Here is a 17,604-nt window from a genome sequence, read left to right on the forward strand (position 1 = left end):
AAATGACCTTAAACGAGCAAGATATTCTTAAGATACGTAACGATTTTCCCATTCTCAAAAGAGAAGTAAATGGTAAGTCCCTTATTTATTTTGATAACGCAGCAACCTCTCAAACACCACAAATGGTAATTGACACTATTGTAGATTATTACTCTAACTACAATGCAAACATACATCGCGGCGTACACACCCTTTCTCAAGAAGCAACGGATAAATACGAGCAGGCTCGCATTACAATTCAACATCATTTTAATGCTGCACAACCTTACGAGATAATTTTTACTGCAGGAACAACACATGCTATAAATTTAGTTGCAAATGGCTTTACAGATATTTTAGAAGATGGCGATGAAGTATTGGTTTCAGCATTAGAACATCACAGCAATATTGTGCCTTGGCAAATGCTTTGTGAAAAGACTGGAGCTGTTCTTAAAGTAATCCCACAGACAGAAAGCGGTGAGTTAGATATGGACGTTTTCGCGAAAGCGATGTCATCAAAATTGAAGCTCGTATTTGTAAATCACGTTTCGAATGCATTAGGAACTATAAATCCTATCAAACATATAATTGAAGAGGCTCATAAAGTGGGAGCAGCTGTTCTTATTGATGGCGCACAAGCAACACCTCATATAAAACCAGATCTTCAAGATCTCAATGCCGATTTTTATGTTTGTTCTGCTCACAAAATTTGCGGTCCTACAGGAGTGGGAATTTTATATGGGAAAGAAAAGTGGCTAGAAAAATTACCTCCTTACCAAGGTGGCGGTGAGATGATTGATCAAGTAACTTTTGAAAAAACTACGTATGCAGGCTTACCTCATAAATTTGAGGCAGGGACACCTAACATTTGTGGAGGTATCGCAACCGCTGCAGGATTGGATTACATGAATAAGATTGGCTTTGATAAAATAGCTGCTTATGAGAGTGAATTACTTAAGTATGCCACAGATGAACTCCTAAAGATAGAAAATCTAAAGATCTACGGAACTTCAAAAGAGAAAACGGCTGTGATTTCTTTCAATGTAGGAGACATACATCCTTACGATATCGGGACTATTTTAGACAAGCTAGGTATTGCGGTTAGAACTGGGCATCATTGCGCGCAGCCTATTATGGATTTTTATAAAATACCTGGAACTATCCGTGCTAGTTTTTCATTTTATAACACAAAAGAAGAAATCGACGCCTTCGTGACAGCAACAAAAAGAGCGGTGCAAATGCTATCTTAAACAGAGTTCTTAGTAGGATGATTCAAATTTCTGAACTTATTTTTCTTGATGCTATAAAAAGTAAAGATCAAGAAGAACTTTGGGAACTAATGTGGGAAATTTATCCTCCCGTATACATGCATTACTGGAAAGATGATTGTTCTTGGTATCTAACTAACATATACAATCAAGAAAATCTTGATCTTGAATTAAACCAAGAGGGAGGTTCATATAATTTTATACGCTTTCGCGAAAGCAATACAGAAGCATTTCAAACAATAGGAATTTTAAAGACCATATCAGATTGTACATATGAGCCACTCGCTGAACCTAATGCTTTAAAAGTACATCGTATTTATTTAAAACAAGAGATGCAAGGCAAAGGAATAGGAAAACAACTAATGAATTATTGTGAATATCTTGCAAGATCAAAAAAAAGCAACCTTATATGGCTAGATGCTATGGAAAAACAAACACAAGCTCAAGCATTCTATAAAGGATTAGGATATTATAAGTCTGGATCGCAACTGTTAGACTTTAACCTATTACACGACGATTATAGACGTATATGCTATATGCATAAAATGCTATCATAGTCAAGATGGCAGTTACACATTTGGGCACTATCTTTGTCACAATATTTATATTATGAAAAAAAACTTATTCATTCTGAATTTGGCCATTGTTGCGCTACTTATAAGTTGTAAGTCTACCCAAGTAAAAAGTATAGAAGATAAAACCGTTATGGGCCCTCGCTTTGCCGGATATTTTACAATAACTCAACTAGGGGATAAAACTTTAATGACTAATAGGCCAACTTTTAATATAGACAATCAACTTAGGCGTATTCAAGGATTTGCAGGTTGTAATACATATAATGCAGCTTTTACAGAAGGAGGTGGAAAATTAGAAATAGTTGCTCCTTTGGCTACCAAAAAGGCTTGTGCAGATGGTATGGATATAGAGCAGAAGTTTACAGAAGCGCTACCCAAAGTAAATGCATTTACGATTGAAAAAAACATACTCATTCTGTTTGATAAAGAGCGTAATGTTCTTTTAAAGGCTAAACCTACAGACATCTAATTATGGCAACGATACAAGAAATACAAGAAGAAATCATAGATGAGTTCTCTATGTTTGACGACTGGATGCAACGCTACGAGTACATGATAGATTTAGGAAAGTCTTTACCTCTCATTGATGATCAATTTAAAACACAAGATTATATTATCAAGGGGTGTCAAAGTAAAGTATGGGTTCATGCAGATATGAAAGATGGAAAAGTAGGCTTCACAGCAGATAGTGATGCCATTATCACAAAAGGTATTATTGCTATTCTCATTCGTGCTTTTTCTGGGCAACCACCACAAGCTATTTTAGATGCAAACACAGATTTTATTGATGAGATAGGCTTGAAGGAACACCTTTCACCTACACGCGCAAATGGATTAGTGAGCATGATAAAACAAATAAAATTATATGCTGTTGCATATCAAACACAATTGAACTAGATAGTTATGAGTGACCAAATAAACACAGAAGAACTCGGAGATAAAATTGTACGTGTCCTTAAAACCATATATGATCCAGAAATACCTGTAGACATCTACGAGTTAGGACTTATTTACGATGTTTTTGTAAATGAAGATATGGATACAAAAATTTTGATGACGTTAACAACGCCTAACTGTCCTGTAGCAGAAACACTTCCTCTTGAAGTAGAAGAAAAAGTAAAATCTCTCAAAGAGGTAAAGGATTGTGAAGTAGAAATCACTTTTGATCCACCGTGGACACAAGATTTAATGAGTGAAGAGGCAAAACTTGAGCTTGGAATGCTTTAAATGCTTATTCTAAAAAATGCATATACATGGCTGAGGAGATTATCAATAGAGTTGCAAATAGTAAACTTGTTACATTTGACCTAGAGGATTTATATCCTCCTGGAAGAAGAGTAGTATTAGATATTTCTCAGTGGTTAGAAGAAGGAATTTTATTGAGGGAGTCCCGCTTTCGCGAAAGCGTAAAAAATCACAATTGGCTACAATACAATCACTGTTTTGTAGCATTACAATGTAGCACGAATGCAATTATTCCTGCATGGGCATTCATGCTTGTTTCCACACATTTAAATGGCATTGCAAATAAAACCATAACTGGCTCTTTAGAGCTTCTAGAAACTGTTTTATACACTGAAAAAATTGCAGAGCTAAACACTTCGCAATATGAAAATGTACCTCTTATTATAAAGGGGTGCTCAAATAAGCCCGTTCCTGAAAATGCTTATTTATTACTTATTGAAAAACTACAACCCATCGTACGCAGTTTGATGTTTGGTGAAGCTTGTTCTTCTGTCCCACTTTATAAAAAAGCCAAATAGATTTCTATTTAATTTTTTTATGCTACACAGGTATATTTAACTTTTAATTTCCAAAGTAGAATACTCATGTCTCGTTTACTTCTAATATTTTTTCTAGGTTTCTCAACCCTACTTTATTCTCAAGAAAAAACTAAAAAGAAAAAAGACTCAATACCAGATGGCTGGCGTAGTGTAGGTCTTACAGAGCTGTTATTCTCTCAAAGTGCATTTAGTAGTGACTGGCAAGGTGGAGGAACCTCTAATGTTGCAGGTAACTTTAATCTTAATTGGGATATTAATTACAAAAGACGAAAACTCAATTGGGATACAAAGCTCACTGCAATTCTTGGGCTAGCAGCTACAAAAGATCAGAAATATACTCGTAAAACCACAGATAAACTGGAATTAAATAGCCTGGTAGGTAGTAGAATAAGAAAAACAAATTGGTATTATTCTGGGCTTTTAAATTTTAGAACACAAATAGCTCCTGGATATACTTTTTTTGATAGAGAAATTCTAGATGATACTGGTGAAATTGTAGAGGTTGTTCAAGATCGAATAGAAATATCAGATAGTTTTTCACCAGCATACCTGCAATCTGGACCTGGGATTTTATGGAAAAAAAGTAATGATCTCAGCATAAATCTTGCACCAGCGACTGCTAGATTTATTTTTGTTAAATCCAAATTTACATGTATTGACAAGACAAATCCTGAGGCTGTGGAAGCATACGAACCTTATTTTGGTGTAGAAGCAAATGAATCCTTTCGGTTTGAACTAGGTGCTTCTTTAAGTTTATATTACAAAGAAGAGCTCTTAAAAAATATGGAGTTTGAAAACACACTCAATCTATATGCAGACTACTTAGAAGAAACCAAAAATATTGATCTCGATTACACACTAAATCTAGCGATGCAAGTGAATCGATATGTTACTACAAATTTAGCTTTACAACTTATCTATGATGATAACGGAGTTTCTGGCCTACAAGTCAGGGAAGTTCTGGGAATAGGCTTAAAATATGCTTTCATTGAGTGGAAATCGTAAACTGACCAATAATTTAATTTTTATTGTAAAACATAAAAACTTTCTAAGTTGATGAAGTATTTTTTATAATAAGCTTTATATTTCACAATTAAATAAATTGATAGTATGAAAAGAATTTTTACAATTACTATAGCATTACTTCTATCAGTAGGTATCCAAGCTCAAACAGAGGAAGAATTAAAAGCTGAGCAAGCTCCTAAAAATGCAGAGATTAAGAAACTTCAAGGAGAAGTAGCTGCTTTGCAAGCTCAAATAGACGCTCTTCCAGGTTGGAAATATGGAGCATTTGGCACGATAGGGGCTAACTTCTCTAGATTTAATGATTGGTACTCTCAAGGGAACCCTAATGTTTCTTCAGGAAATATAGGTATTACAGGAAATGTATTTGCCAATAAAATGGCACCTAAATATTTTTGGAGAAATAGCCTCAATGTAAATTTGGGCTGGGTCAAGTTTGACGATAAGGATGATCCAACAGATGATGATAGCTTTAGAGAAGCGACAGACGTTTTTAATATATCTTCATTGTATGGTTATAAATTATCAGAGAAACTTGCGATTTCCACACTGGCAGAATATAGAACAACGGTGTTGAATAACTTTAATGACCCAGGTTATTTAGATATAGGTGTTGGTGCTACTTGGACTCCTATCGCAAATCTTGTAGTAGTGGTACACCCCCTTAACTATAATTTTGTATTCAGTAACACTGAAGCAGTATATGAGTCTTCCTTGGGCGCAAAAATTGTTGCAGATTACACAAGGCAGATTGGTAAAATCGCTTTTAAATCAAATTTATCTGCTTTCCAAAGTTATAAAAGCAATGATTATTCTAATTTTACTTGGATTAACTCATTTAATTATAAATTATTTAATCAAATAGGAGTTGGTTTTGAATTTGGATTAAGAGGTAATAAGCAAGAAACACTTGCTTATGAGCTAGGTCAATATGCACTGATAGAGACTCCAATCGAACCTGAGCCTACCTTTAAAAATATAGATAACACTATACAGACCTACTACTTATTAGGACTGACGTATTCTTTCTAAGAAATTATTTTTGAATACCTAGAAAAAAAGTGAGTACCATATGGTACTCACTTTTTTATTAAACAATAACACATCACTTTTGAACCGAGTGCTCTAGCTCAAAGTATGTCGGGTAGAGAGGATTCGAACCTCCGATCTCTGGTCCCCCAGACCAGCACTTTAACCGGACTAAGCTACTACCCGTATCTAAAATATAGCTCCACATTGAGCTTATTACAGTGTAATTTGTACATACTATACTGAATGATAAATATAGAAATTTGAAGTTTAATTCTTTCCACTTTATACAATCGTGCTCAAAAAAATAGTCAGTTTTTTTTCGTACCTTAATGTACTGTAAATCAAAATTTTATTAATTAAAACCCACAGATGATGAAAATATTACTGCTTTTTTGTTGCTATGTGATGGGTGCTACACTTATCTCAAGTGATGGATTGAATTACGAAAACGCTGAACTAACTTTAGAAGGCGTATGGGAATTAGAGAACCAACAAATGTATGAGAATGGAATGCTTTCTGAAACACTTCCAAACGAAAATGGATACAGACAAGTAAAAATGTACAGCAATGGGCATGTAATGTGGACACGAAACGACCCCTCAGACAGTAATGAATGGTTTGGCTACGGGAGCTACACAGTGTCAAATGGGATTTTAGAAGAACGTCTCGAGTATGCTTCAGGACCCATGATGAGGATTGTTGATACCACAAAGGTTTTCCGTTTTGAACTGCTCCTCAGTGCAGATAGTTACCAACAAATCCAGCTTGATGAGGAAGGCAATAGATTTCAGGGAGAAAGTTATATTAGAATTAAATAGAAAATACAATTAATGTTGTGCTTACTAAATTCAATTTACTATATTTGCACCCCGATAATAGTTCGGGGTATAGCGTAGCCCGGTTATCGCGCCTCGTTTGGGACGAGGAGGCCGCAAGTTCGAATCTTGCTACCCCGACAAAAAAACCAGCCTTTTAGGCTGGTTTTTTTATATCTCAATAATAAAGGTTTTTAAGATGCAGCTTTAAGCTTTTTAAGTGTAGACTTATTAAGTTTTGCCTCTGCATAGCTTTTTGTAACCTGTAATTCCTTTTCATCAGAGCTGGGCATATCAAACATAGCGTCTGTTAAAATAGCTTCACACAAACTACGTAAACCTCTAGCTCCCAATTTGTATTCTATTGCCTTATCAACGAGATAATCTAAAGCATCATCCGTAATAGAGAAGGCCACACCATCCATATCAAACAATTTGATATATTGCTTAATGATAGCGTTTTTAGGCTCTGTCAAAATTGCTCTTAAGGTTCCAGAATCTAATGGATTCATATGCGTTAGCACTGGTAAACGTCCAATGATTTCAGGTATTAAACCAAAATCTTTTAAATCCTTTGGGATAATATATTTAAGTAAATTATCTTTTTCTACAGCTTCATCACTTTTACTGGCTACAAATCCCATAGCTTGCATATTCAAGCGTTTTGAGATATGACGCTCTATACCATCAAAAGCTCCTCCTGCAATAAATAAAATGTGCTCTGTATTTACTTCTATAAATTTTTGATCTGGATGTTTACGCCCGCCCTTTGGTGGTACATTTACTGTAGTTCCTTCTAGCAATTTTAGTAGGGCTTGTTGCACCCCTTCTCCACTTACATCACGTGTAATAGAAGGATTATCACTTTTACGAGCGATTTTATCAATTTCATCTATAAATACAATCCCACGCTGGGCTTTTTCTAGATTATAATCTGCAGCTTGTAACAATCTTGTCAATATACTTTCTACATCTTCACCTACATAGCCAGCTTCTGTAAGTACAGTGGCGTCTACAATAGCAAGCGGTACATTGAGCATACGAGCAACTGTTTTTGCAATAAGGGTTTTCCCAGTACCTGTCTGACCCACCATTACAATATTACTCTTTTGAATTTCAATGTCATCATCAGATGCAGGCTGCAGTAAGCGCTTATAGTGATTATAAACTGCTACAGACATTACTTTCTTAGTAAATTCTTGCCCTATCACATACTGATCAAGAAATGCCTTAATTTCATGAGGTGTTTTTAATTGTAACTCCCCTTCTAGGTCGTTAGTAGCGGTATCTTTTGACTCTTCTGCCACAATACCGTGAGCTTGCTCAATACAGCGGTCACATATGTGCGCATCAAGTCCTGCAATCAAAAGATTGGTTTCTGGCTTTTTCCTACCACAAAATGAACATTCTAAATCTTCTTTCGCCATCGTATCTTCAATATATAAGGGTCATTCACTGGTTTAAATAACATTACGCTTTCGCAAAAGCGTAATAACCATAGAATTTTTTTAAAATTAATCTCTCTTCAAAATTTCATCTATCATACCATACTCAAGGGCTTTATCTGCCTTCATCCAGTAATCACGATCACTATCATTATATACCTTCTCATAGTCCTGACCAGAATGTTTTGCTATAATCTCGTACAATTCTTTCTTGAGTGTAAGTATTTCCTTTGCAGTGATCTCTATATCACTTGCTTGACCTTGAGCGCCGCCCATAGGTTGGTGTATCATCACGCGTGAATGTGGTAAACCACTACGTTTTCCTTTTTCACCAGCACATAAAAGTACCGCCCCCATTGATGCAGCCATTCCCGTACAGATTGTCGCAACATCTGGCTTGATAAATTGCATGGTATCATATATTCCTAATCCTGCATATACACTCCCTCCAGGAGAATTGATGTAGATTTGAATATCCTTATTTGCATCTGTGCTTTCTAAAAAAAGTAACTGTGCCTGTACAATATTTGCTACTTGATCATTAATTCCCATTCCAAGGAAAATAATACGATCCATCATAAGTCTAGAAAAAACATCCATTTGAGCAATGTTCATCTGACGTTCTTCAATGATATTAGGAGTAAGTCCTACAGGTGTCATTGCAGAGGTTAATTTATCGTAATAAGTAGAGCTTATCCCTCTATCTTTAATAGCAAATTCTTTAAATTCTTTTCCGTAATCCATATATCTTATTCCACTATTTTTTTTAAAAAAAAGCGTTTTACCTATACAAGTAAAACGCTTTAAAGATACTTATTATCTAGGACCTATTCTAATTGTAAACTTCCTTTACAAACTCATCAAAGGTCACTTCTTTTTCTTTTAATTTCATATTTTCTTTGAAGAAAGATAGCATTTTCACGTTCATAAGTTGCTCAGAAAGGCGTTTTACTTCTTCTTGATTACCTAATATTCTAGCTGCTATATCATCTAGTTCTTTATCCTCAGGATTCATTTGACCATATTGCATCATTTGCGATTTGATCATTTCTTTTGCATATTCTTTTAACTCTTCGAAGGTAACTTGAAGCTTGTTATCTGCAATTAGTTTTCCTTCTATAAGTTGCCATCTTAATCCTTTTTCAGAACGTGTGAATTCTTCTTTTGCTTCTTCTTCTGTCATAGGCTTTTCACCTGTAGACTGTATCCATCTAGAAAGAAAATCTGATGGTAAATCAAATTTTGTCTCATCGATAAGACGCTCTGTAACGTCATTCATTAACTGCTGATCGCTTTGTTGTACAAACTGGCGCTCACCATCTTCTTTTATTTTAGCTTCCAGCTCTGTAACACTTTTTACAGCATCTTTACCAAATAATTTGTCAAAAAGCTCTTGATCCAAGTCAGCTGGCTCTCTCTTATTTGTCTCTGTTAAGGTAAAAGCAACTTCAGCATTAAGATCTTTTGCCTCTTCTTCAGATATTTTTAATGCAGACTGATAAGAACTTGTTTCTGAAAATAAACCTTTAGTCTTTAGAGTGATTACATCACCTGGCTTTGCTCCTACAAATGCGTCTACATTTTTCTTTCCTTTCAGGTTTGCTACCTCAAAAGTAGTTTTAGAATCTATACCAGCTTGTTCGTTCAAGAATGTTCCAGAAACTTCACTATCTTTTCCTACTTCGGTCTGAGATATAATTTTACCGTATTGTTTTCTAATGGTAGTGATTTGATTATCTACCATTTTATCATCAACCTTTATTTTATAGCTAGTAATTGCTTTTTTAGGTGATAAGTTAACATCAAACTTTGGAGCAAGGCCGAGTTCAAACTCAAAGCTGTAATCTTCAGAATCCCAATTAAAATCTTCTTGATTTTTAGGTAATGGATTTCCTAAAACATCTAGTTTTTCTTCGTTTAAAAATTTACTTAGAGCTTCTTGAATTAATTTATTTACTTCATCAACACGCACAGGCATTCCGTACTGTTTTTTGACCATACCCATAGGTACATGTCCTTTTCTAAAACCAGGAATATTTGCCGTTTTGCGATAATTTTTAAGTATAGACTCCACCTTCTCGTTATAATCTTCCTTAACGATTTCAACCTTTACTACTGCGTTCAAGTCGTCTATTTGCTCTTTTGTAATATTCATTCTTATCTAATTTTGAGGGCGCAAAAATACAATTTTTTTTTCATTCAGACAATCTTTTAATTAACTGTCTCTTAGTCCTTTTTGCTGTCTGGCACAAGGGTAAACAAGACACTTTGAAATATACTTAATAAGATACTGAACAGTAATGCAGTCCAAATACTACTTACTTCAAATCCTGAGATAAAAAAGTCTGTAAGCATAATAAGTAATGCGTTGATTATAAATAAGAACAGCCCAAATGTTACAATGGTCACGGGCAATGTGAGAATTATTAAAATAGGCCGCACAATGAACTTAAGAAGAGATAATATAATGGCTACAAATATTGCATACATATAACTAGCTACAGTTACCCCTGGTATGATTTTCGCAAGTATAACAACAACAAATGCTGTAAGTAAAATTTTTAAAATAGATTTCATGTTTTTTTGTTTTAGCACGCTTTCGCGAAAGCAAAAATAAATATAAAAAAAAAGCACCTTAAAAGGTGCTTTTTAATTTATGATAAAAATGCTGTTAATTTACATCGTTACTCGCTGTAACTGTGCCGTAGTTCCCAATATTTACATTAGGAACCGTTGCATTGTATTTTTCATTAATGGCATCTATAATTGCGTTTGCTGTAAAAGCATATCCACGAGGAGATGGGTGAACACCATCTAAAGAAAAGGCACCTCCTGTCACAAATGCAGATGTCAAAACACCTCCATTAAAAGCAACACCTCCTTGAGCTACTGCTTGAAGTTCAGATTGCGCATCAACAAAGGCAAGATCATTTGCATCTGCTAAAGCCCTTATTGTAGCATTATATTGTGCTTGAGCATTAGCAATAAGTGTTTGCTCTGAAGTTGTCAAAACATTTGCGTCTTGAAGTGGTCTTGAAACACCATTAATAGATTGCAAAGCAGCTTGCTCAGGACTCACACCAGCGACATTAACTAAGAAATCAAAAAACTCTTGATCTGTCGTACCCAGTACTCCAGATGCAGGAAGAGGAATAAGATCTTCATTAGTAGTCTGGCGTAATTGAGATAACAAACCTGCTGTTATTGGATCTAGATTGAAAGGCGCTCCTTGAACAATTGTAGAAATATCTGTTAAATCTTCATCTTGAATAGTTATAAAGTTTGCTCCTTCTTGAAAAGTAACTTGACGTAAAGCAGCTTCATCAGCAGTGATTACACCAAATTGTACAAGTCCAGGTAAAATCTGAGTGTTGTAAGCTCCAAAAACTGCATTTAATGTACCAGCTGTCTGAGCATCTAATGGAATTGCTTGAGAAGGAACCGTAGTAAAGTATGGTATAGAAGTTACATCTGGAATGTTAACTAAAGCTCCTTTTGCACCAGTTGAAACTAAAGCTGCAACTTCTTGAGCATAAACGCTTGCAAAAACATTAGGATCTGTGATATCATTACCTCCATAGGTAGTAGGATCAAGATTTCCTGTTTGATCAACTCCTGATCCTCCAGAAGTAGCAAACCCTAGAATATCATTGTTTCCTATCCAAAGTGAAAAGAATGTTGGATTTGCAGCAACTGCATCTCCAATAACTGTAGCATTCGCACTAGAAGCAAAACGGACAAAATAAGGATTTGCCTGACCTGTCTGAACTCCAGCAACGTTACCATATCCAGGCGCTAATAGGTGAAAACTTTTTGCACCAGGAACCCCATAATTATTAAAAGACCCCGTCAAAACGTTAGTTATATCAGTTGTTGGTGTTCCTGATAGTCTTGCTGGCCCAGGATTACCCTCTGCATCAACAGCTAGTACGAAACGGTTAGGTAAAATTTGTTGCCCCCCTAAAAGGATTCCTCCAGTATTATCATTTACAAGAGGTTGTGTAAACTCACCTCCACCAGCAAGCTCAAACTGTTGAGCCATAATATTAGGATATGAATTTTGCTGTCCTGTAATATACAATGCTTGATCTGCATACCCAGCAGTAAGAGAGTTTCCTACAGCTACATAGTTTGAAAAGTCTGCCTCTCCACTTGTATATACACCTTCATCTGTAATATCATTATCAAACTCAGGCTCACAAGCCACAAGCCCTAAAGCAATCGCAGGCAATGCGATATAATTTAAATATTTTTTCATTGTAATAATTTTTAAAGTTTATAGCTCACGCCAATACCTGGTGAAAAAGCACTTGATTTATACGTTCCTTCAAATGGAGTTATCACACCATTTTCCTCATAATAGTCATATGAAGCATCTACCTCTTTAAAGCGTAAGTATAAGAATGAAGCATCAATAGCTAATTTATCCGTAACATTAAAGGTCAAACCTCCCGTAAATCCAAAAGAATCATTTCTAGGGGTTTCTGGAGCAAAATATCCATCTCGTACTGGAGACTCATCAAAATATGTTCCTGCTCTTAACGCAAATTTACTGCTAACTTCATATTGAGCGCCAAGTCTAAAAGTAGAAGCATTCTTATAGTTACGAGCATTTCTAGACTCTAAAGCTACAGAACCATCACTGTTTAGAAAATCGAGATCTAATGAATCATATGCTTCCCACTCTGCATAATTATAATCAAAATTTAAAGTCCACTTTTCTGTAGGTTTAAACGAAGCCCCTACTGTCCATTCTGCAGGTAATGGTAATGTTGCAGTAAAATCATATGTACCATTTTGTATTGGTGATAATGGAGAATTTGGAACATTTGTAAAAACCGCATCCCCGTCTCCAGCTTCTACCTTTACATCAATCTTAGACCTATAGTTTAATCCAAAAGACCACATGTCGCTAGGCGTGATCATTGCTCCAACTGAAAAGCCAAAAGCATTCACTCCTTGCGCATCGATCTCAACATTGGATCGATTACCATCGATATCTACAGTTGATCTTGATAGGTTTCTGTTAAAGTTTACACCTCCTATAGCAAGAATTGGTCCCCCTCCTATACTTAAGTCATCCAAAAGCTTAAATGATGCTAACGGCTGTATGAATATCGCAGATAATTCTATACTGTTTACTAAATGAGAGCCCGCCCAATCTGTTGGATACTCAACAGTACTTCCATACGGTGTATAAACCGCTAGTCCTACTGCAACCCTTTCATTTAGCTTGTAACTTGCATATAAATACAACGGCGTTCCTGTTGGACTATCTGTCTGAACAGACTGTCCGTACTCAGGATTTTGAAATTTTACGTCAGAAAACACACCAAAACCACCTGCAGCGATATTGAGTTTATTTTCAAGATGTATGAGACCGCCAGGGTTAAAAAACGCAAGCTCTGCGTTGTTAATCATAGCCACACCTGTGTGGCCCATAGCTAGACCGCGTTGTCCCTGTAGGCTTACACGATAACCACCTGCGTACACCATGGTACCAACAAGCAATAGTACAAAGGCACTTAATACTTTTTTCATAATTTAATGATGTTAAGGAAATTTAAATATATCTCAAAAATAAGCACGTATACTGTAAATTACTTAAGAGTTCTCTAATAATATTATTAATTTACTATGCGTACATAACAAATTCTTTGTGACAATGTTATAAAAAATTTATCACTTCTTTATAAAAATCTTTCGGATTTTCTGCATGAAGCCAATGCCCAGCCTTAGAAATAGGTTTTAATTTTGCTTTCGCGAAAGCATTAAAAATCTCATTCTCATCTTCTAAAAGAATATAATTTGATTTTTCTCCCTTTAGAAAAAGTGCTTCTCCACTATAGCTCGCGCCATCTGGCAACGGTTTTCCTATTTCTTCAATATGTGCAACTAACGCTGGTAAATTCATGCGTAATGCCAGCACCCCTTTCTCTTTCCAATATAGGTTTTTAAGCAAAAACATTCGGGTTCCTTCATCAGAAACATAGGTCGAAAGAAAATTATCAGACTCCGTTCTACTTGAAAGCGCATTAGCATTTTTTGAAAGCGCCATTAATCCTTCTAAAATTTGCTGGTGATGTTGTGGGTAAGCTTTTACTCCTATATCTGCAATGATGAGTTTTTTTACTAACTCTGGATACGTTACTGCAAAAAGCATAGCTGTCTTTCCTCCCATAGAATGACCTAAAAGATGAATCTGATCAAGACCTTTTTCGTCACAATACACCTTTAAATCCTCTACTAACAGGCTGTAGTTAAAATGCTCACTATGAAAACTCCTTCCATGATTACGCTGATCTACCAAATGCACTTCATATCCATCTGCTGCAAATTGCCGCCCTAATGTCTTCCAATTATCACCCATCCCCAAAAATCCGTGCAGAATAACCAAAGGAGTGCCTTTTCCGATTATTTTACTATAAATAGTCATAGGCTATTTTAATTTTTCAAGATAAGATTGTATCGTAGTTTCAAATCCAAGATATAGTGATTCTGCAATAAGTGCATGTCCAATAGATACCTCTAAAAGATCTGGAATGCTATTATGAAAATACTCGATATTTTTAAGAGACAAGTCATGACCTGCATTTATTCCAAGACCTAAATCACTTGCAATAAATGCACTCTCTATAAAAGGTTTTACCGCCGCTTGTCTATCTGTCATATACTTAGTTGCATAAGACTCTGTATACAGCTCTATACGATCTGTACCCGTTTCTCGAGCCCCCTCAATCATTGCTGGAATAGGATCCACAAATATTGAGGTTCTAATTCCTTCTTCTTTAAACTGAGCAATCACTTCTTGCAGAAAACTTTTGTGTTTTACAGTATCCCAACCAGAATCACTTGTAATTGCGTCTACAGTGTCAGGAACTAATGTGACTTGCGTTGGTTTTGTTTCTAATACAAGATCAATAAATTTCTGAATAGGGTTTCCTTCGATATTAAACTCTGTTGTTACAATATCAACAAGATCACGCGCGTCTTGATATTTTATATGGCGCTCATCTGGACGAGGATGAATGGTGATCCCTTGAGCACCCATCCTTTCAAGGTCTGTTGCTACTTTTAATAAATCTGGAACATTCCCGCCTCTTGCATTTCTGAGTGTAGCAATCTTATTAATGTTTACACTTAATTTTGTCATATTCTTTTACTTGTCAACTTGAAATCTAATTTTAAAATACCACATACATCCAATAAAAAATTAAACTTTATTAATTTAAGATTCTTAAAAATGTAGGTTTACAAAAATACGAAGACAGTTGCCCTGAGCGGTTATTTTTTCATTATTTTGCATTATGACATTAACAGACTTTATTATTAATGACATACAGCCGGTTTCTGAAAAAGAAACCATAGGAGATGTCCAATCGATCTTTAGCCAGACCACATATTCTCATGTTCCTATCCAAAGGGATGGTGTATATGTAGGATCACTAGCTGAGAATGATACTCATTGCTACAATGCAAACGCTATAATTAGTGAGTATAATCAAGGGTATGAACATTTTTTTGTGAGGTATGAGACCTCTTGGCTAGATGTACTGGAGTCTTTTGCTCAGCACGGTTGTAATTTAATGCCAGTTCTAGACCAAGAAAGTCAATATTTAGGATATTATGAATTAGAGGATGTTATGAGTTTTTTTAACAACACTCCTTTCATTCAAGAACCAGGAAGTGTTGTTATTATTGAGAAAGGAGTGCTAGATTATTCTTTTAGTGAGATAACACAAATTGTTGAGTCTAATGAAGGGAAGATTTGGGGAATGTTTATTTCAAAAATAGAACAAGACATAGCTCAGATTTCTATAAAAATAGGAAGATCTAACTTCAATGATATCTTAGCCGCTTTTAGAAGGTACAGCTATAATGTTGTTTCTAGCCATCAGGAAGATACTTTTATTAAGGATCTTCACAAGCGATCAAAATACCTTGAAAAGTATTTAAACATGTAAACTTTATGAAAGTAGGCATTTACGGTCAATTCTATCACAAGGAAGCTGGACAATATATACAAGAGCTACTGGACATCTTAGACAAAAAGAAGATAGAAGTTATTATTGAAAAAAATTTTTTAAAACTTATACACGAAAATGATACTATAGATAAGGATTATGGACACTTTAGTACCTTTAGAGAATTAGACAATAGCTATGATCTTTTTGTAAGTATTGGAGGTGACGGAACCATTCTAAAAACTGTAACGTACGTAAGAGACTTAAGCATACCCATTATAGGCATAAATACAGGTAGACTAGGATTTCTAGCTACTATTAAGAAAACAGATATTGCTCCTTCTATAGAAAAAATTCTTACAGGTAAGTACAGCATTTCAAAAAGAAGTCTCCTGCAAATTACTACAAAGAACAAAGATACTTTTGGTGAATTGAACTTTGCACTTAATGAAATTTCAGTAAGCAGAAAAAATACAACTTCTATGATTTCTGTAAAAACAAAGCTCAACGGAGAAGATCTTACAAATTATTGGGCAGACGGACTAATTGTATCCACTCCAACAGGTTCTACAGGCTATTCTTTGAGTTGCGGAGGCCCCGTAATTGCTCCGCACACATCAAGTCTCATTTTGACCCCAATAGCCCCGCACAACCTCAATGCAAGACCTCTCGTTATTCCGGATGACACTGTTATTGAACTTACTGTTTCTGGAAGAGAGGAACAGCATCTCATATCACTAGATTCTCGCATCGCCACTTTAAATAATGAGACTATCATCACCCTTGAGAAAGCTCCGTTTCATATAAATCTCATTCATCTAGAAGGCGACAGTTTTTTACAAACACTTAGAGCCAAACTTCTTTGGGGAGAAGATAAACGTAATTAAACAATATATTTGTCCTCTTACTGTTTTGTTAATGGCTAGCATACACGTGAGTGGAGTTCGCTTTCGCGAAAGCGTAAGCACAATCACCCCATCTTAACATACGGTATTGTTAGTACGATCACAGAATTAGTATATTTGCAAACTTTTATAGCTATATGAGGTATCTGACGATTATAATAGTCGCCCTTTTTTGGAACGTGAACCTGACTGCGCAAACCTATGAGATAGGTGCTTTTCTAGGAGGTTCAAACTTTATAGGAGATGTAGGCTCTACAAATTATATCGCTCCCAATAAACCTGTTATAGGAGGGATTTTTAAATGGAATAGAAGTGCAAGACATTCTTTTAGATTTACAGCTCTTTTTTCTGAACTAGAAGGTGATGACAACAAGAGCAGTGAGGCGAGAAGGAACTCTCGAGGATTGAGTTTTAAAAATAGTATAAAAGAATTCTCTTTAGGTCTAGAATATACCTTTTGGGAATTTGATATGTTTAACAAAAGAAACCCTAATGCTCCGTACTTATATACGGGTTTTACATATTTTAATCATGAAGAATTAAACCTTAGCAACAGTAATCTAGTCTCAACAGGGTATACTTGGGATGTGGCTATCCCATTAGTATTAGGTTACAAGGCTGCTTTTAATTCTAATGTAGTATTTGCTCTTGAAGGAGGAATACGCTACACTTTAACAGACAACTTAGATGGGAGCGCTCCCGGTGATGGCATGTTAGAGTTTGGAAATAAAAACAATGATGACTGGTATATGTTTACAGGAATTACTGTAAGCTTTACCTTTGGTCGCAGGCCTTGTTTCTGCGTTTTTTAAG

20 protein-coding genes and 2 tRNA genes are annotated in these 17,604 nt (G+C 35.5%); 13 read left to right on the top strand and 9 right to left on the bottom strand.

The annotated features are described in order from the left end of the window. Positions 1-2: 2 nt before the first annotated feature. The 8 genes from OD90_RS07380 to OD90_RS07415 all read left to right on the top strand — a co-directional run bounded on the left by OD90_RS07380 (position 3) and on the right by OD90_RS07415 (position 5,661). Positions 3-1,229, top strand: a complete 1,227-nt coding sequence (locus tag OD90_RS07380; RefSeq protein WP_144668465.1) for an aminotransferase class V-fold PLP-dependent enzyme — start codon at positions 3-5, stop codon at positions 1,227-1,229. Between the two features lie 17 nt (positions 1,230-1,246). Next, the gene (locus OD90_RS07385) at positions 1,247-1,804 is read left to right on the top strand and encodes a GNAT family N-acetyltransferase (RefSeq protein WP_144668467.1); all 558 of its coding nucleotides are present in this window, start codon (positions 1,247-1,249) and stop codon (positions 1,802-1,804) included. A gap of 52 nt (positions 1,805-1,856) precedes the next feature. After that, positions 1,857-2,291, top strand: coding sequence for an META domain-containing protein (locus OD90_RS07390; protein ID WP_144668469.1), 435 nt, complete (start codon positions 1,857-1,859; stop codon positions 2,289-2,291). Positions 2,292-2,293: 2 nt separating this feature from the next. Then, on the top strand, positions 2,294-2,719 hold the full coding sequence (locus OD90_RS07395; RefSeq protein WP_144668471.1) for a SufE family protein: 426 nt from the start codon (positions 2,294-2,296) through the stop codon (positions 2,717-2,719). A gap of 6 nt (positions 2,720-2,725) precedes the next feature. Beyond that, positions 2,726-3,049, top strand: coding sequence for a DUF59 domain-containing protein (locus OD90_RS07400; RefSeq protein ID WP_144668473.1), 324 nt, complete (start codon positions 2,726-2,728; stop codon positions 3,047-3,049). Between the two features lie 26 nt (positions 3,050-3,075). Further along, complete coding sequence (locus tag OD90_RS07405; RefSeq protein WP_144668475.1) at positions 3,076-3,585, top strand: DUF2480 family protein; 510 nt, start codon at positions 3,076-3,078, stop codon at positions 3,583-3,585. 66 nt (positions 3,586-3,651) lie between these two features. Next, a complete protein-coding gene (locus OD90_RS07410) occupies positions 3,652-4,611 on the top strand; it encodes a DUF3078 domain-containing protein (protein WP_144668477.1) in 960 nt (319 codons plus the stop codon). Positions 4,612-4,716: 105 nt separating this feature from the next. Next, positions 4,717-5,661, top strand: coding sequence for a DUF3078 domain-containing protein (locus OD90_RS07415; protein ID WP_144668479.1), 945 nt, complete (start codon positions 4,717-4,719; stop codon positions 5,659-5,661). A 108-nt stretch (positions 5,662-5,769) separates the two neighbouring features. Here the strand turns inward: OD90_RS07415 and OD90_RS07420 are convergent. Further along, a tRNA-Pro gene (locus OD90_RS07420) sits at positions 5,770-5,844 on the bottom strand. Positions 5,845-6,030: 186 nt separating this feature from the next. Here OD90_RS07420 and OD90_RS07425 point away from each other — a divergent pair. Next, positions 6,031-6,480 carry a hypothetical protein gene (locus OD90_RS07425; RefSeq protein ID WP_261374478.1) on the top strand — a complete coding sequence of 150 codons (450 nt, stop codon included), beginning with the start codon at positions 6,031-6,033 and terminating at the stop codon, positions 6,478-6,480. Positions 6,481-6,543: 63 nt separating this feature from the next. After that, positions 6,544-6,618, top strand: a tRNA-Pro gene (locus tag OD90_RS07430). Between the two features lie 53 nt (positions 6,619-6,671). Here OD90_RS07430 and clpX read toward each other — a convergent pair. The 8 genes from clpX to OD90_RS07470 all read right to left on the bottom strand — a co-directional run bounded on the left by clpX (position 6,672) and on the right by OD90_RS07470 (position 15,075). Beyond that, on the bottom strand, positions 6,672-7,904 hold the full coding sequence (clpX, locus tag OD90_RS07435) for an ATP-dependent Clp protease ATP-binding subunit ClpX (RefSeq protein WP_144668481.1): 1,233 nt from the start codon (positions 7,902-7,904) through the stop codon (positions 6,672-6,674). An 87-nt stretch (positions 7,905-7,991) separates the two neighbouring features. Further along, positions 7,992-8,666, bottom strand: a complete 675-nt coding sequence (clpP, locus tag OD90_RS07440) for an ATP-dependent Clp endopeptidase proteolytic subunit ClpP (protein ID WP_144668483.1) — start codon at positions 8,664-8,666, stop codon at positions 7,992-7,994. 88 nt (positions 8,667-8,754) lie between these two features. Continuing rightward, the gene (gene tig, locus OD90_RS07445; protein WP_144668485.1) at positions 8,755-10,077 is read right to left on the bottom strand and encodes a trigger factor; all 1,323 of its coding nucleotides are present in this window, start codon (positions 10,075-10,077) and stop codon (positions 8,755-8,757) included. A gap of 71 nt (positions 10,078-10,148) precedes the next feature. Continuing rightward, a complete protein-coding gene (locus OD90_RS07450; protein ID WP_144668487.1) occupies positions 10,149-10,499 on the bottom strand; it encodes a phage holin family protein in 351 nt (116 codons plus the stop codon). 94 nt (positions 10,500-10,593) lie between these two features. After that, entirely contained in the window at positions 10,594-12,180 is a 1,587-nt protein-coding gene (locus tag OD90_RS07455; RefSeq protein ID WP_144668489.1) for a G-D-S-L family lipolytic protein, read from the bottom strand. Positions 12,181-12,191: 11 nt separating this feature from the next. Next, entirely contained in the window at positions 12,192-13,463 is a 1,272-nt protein-coding gene (locus OD90_RS07460) for an OmpP1/FadL family transporter (RefSeq protein WP_144668491.1), read from the bottom strand. Positions 13,464-13,590: 127 nt separating this feature from the next. Further along, a complete protein-coding gene (locus tag OD90_RS07465; RefSeq protein ID WP_144668493.1) occupies positions 13,591-14,358 on the bottom strand; it encodes an alpha/beta fold hydrolase in 768 nt (255 codons plus the stop codon). A gap of 3 nt (positions 14,359-14,361) precedes the next feature. After that, entirely contained in the window at positions 14,362-15,075 is a 714-nt protein-coding gene (locus tag OD90_RS07470; protein WP_144668495.1) for a pyridoxine 5'-phosphate synthase, read from the bottom strand. 154 nt (positions 15,076-15,229) lie between these two features. Here OD90_RS07470 and OD90_RS07475 point away from each other — a divergent pair, with 154 nt between their 5' ends. From OD90_RS07475 to OD90_RS07485, 3 genes are all read left to right on the top strand, one after another. After that, positions 15,230-15,886 (top strand): CBS domain-containing protein, encoded by a 657-nt coding sequence (locus OD90_RS07475; RefSeq protein ID WP_144668497.1) that lies wholly within the window; start codon positions 15,230-15,232, stop codon positions 15,884-15,886. A gap of 5 nt (positions 15,887-15,891) precedes the next feature. Next, entirely contained in the window at positions 15,892-16,773 is an 882-nt protein-coding gene (locus OD90_RS07480; RefSeq protein ID WP_144668499.1) for an NAD kinase, read from the top strand. A gap of 155 nt (positions 16,774-16,928) precedes the next feature. Continuing rightward, positions 16,929-17,603 (top strand): DUF6089 family protein, encoded by a 675-nt coding sequence (locus tag OD90_RS07485; protein ID WP_144668501.1) that lies wholly within the window; start codon positions 16,929-16,931, stop codon positions 17,601-17,603. Position 17,604 lies beyond the last annotated feature (1 nt).

It is taken from the genome of Dokdonia sp. Hel_I_53 (assembly GCF_007827465.1).
In the GTDB taxonomy this organism is placed as follows: domain Bacteria; phylum Bacteroidota; class Bacteroidia; order Flavobacteriales; family Flavobacteriaceae; genus Dokdonia.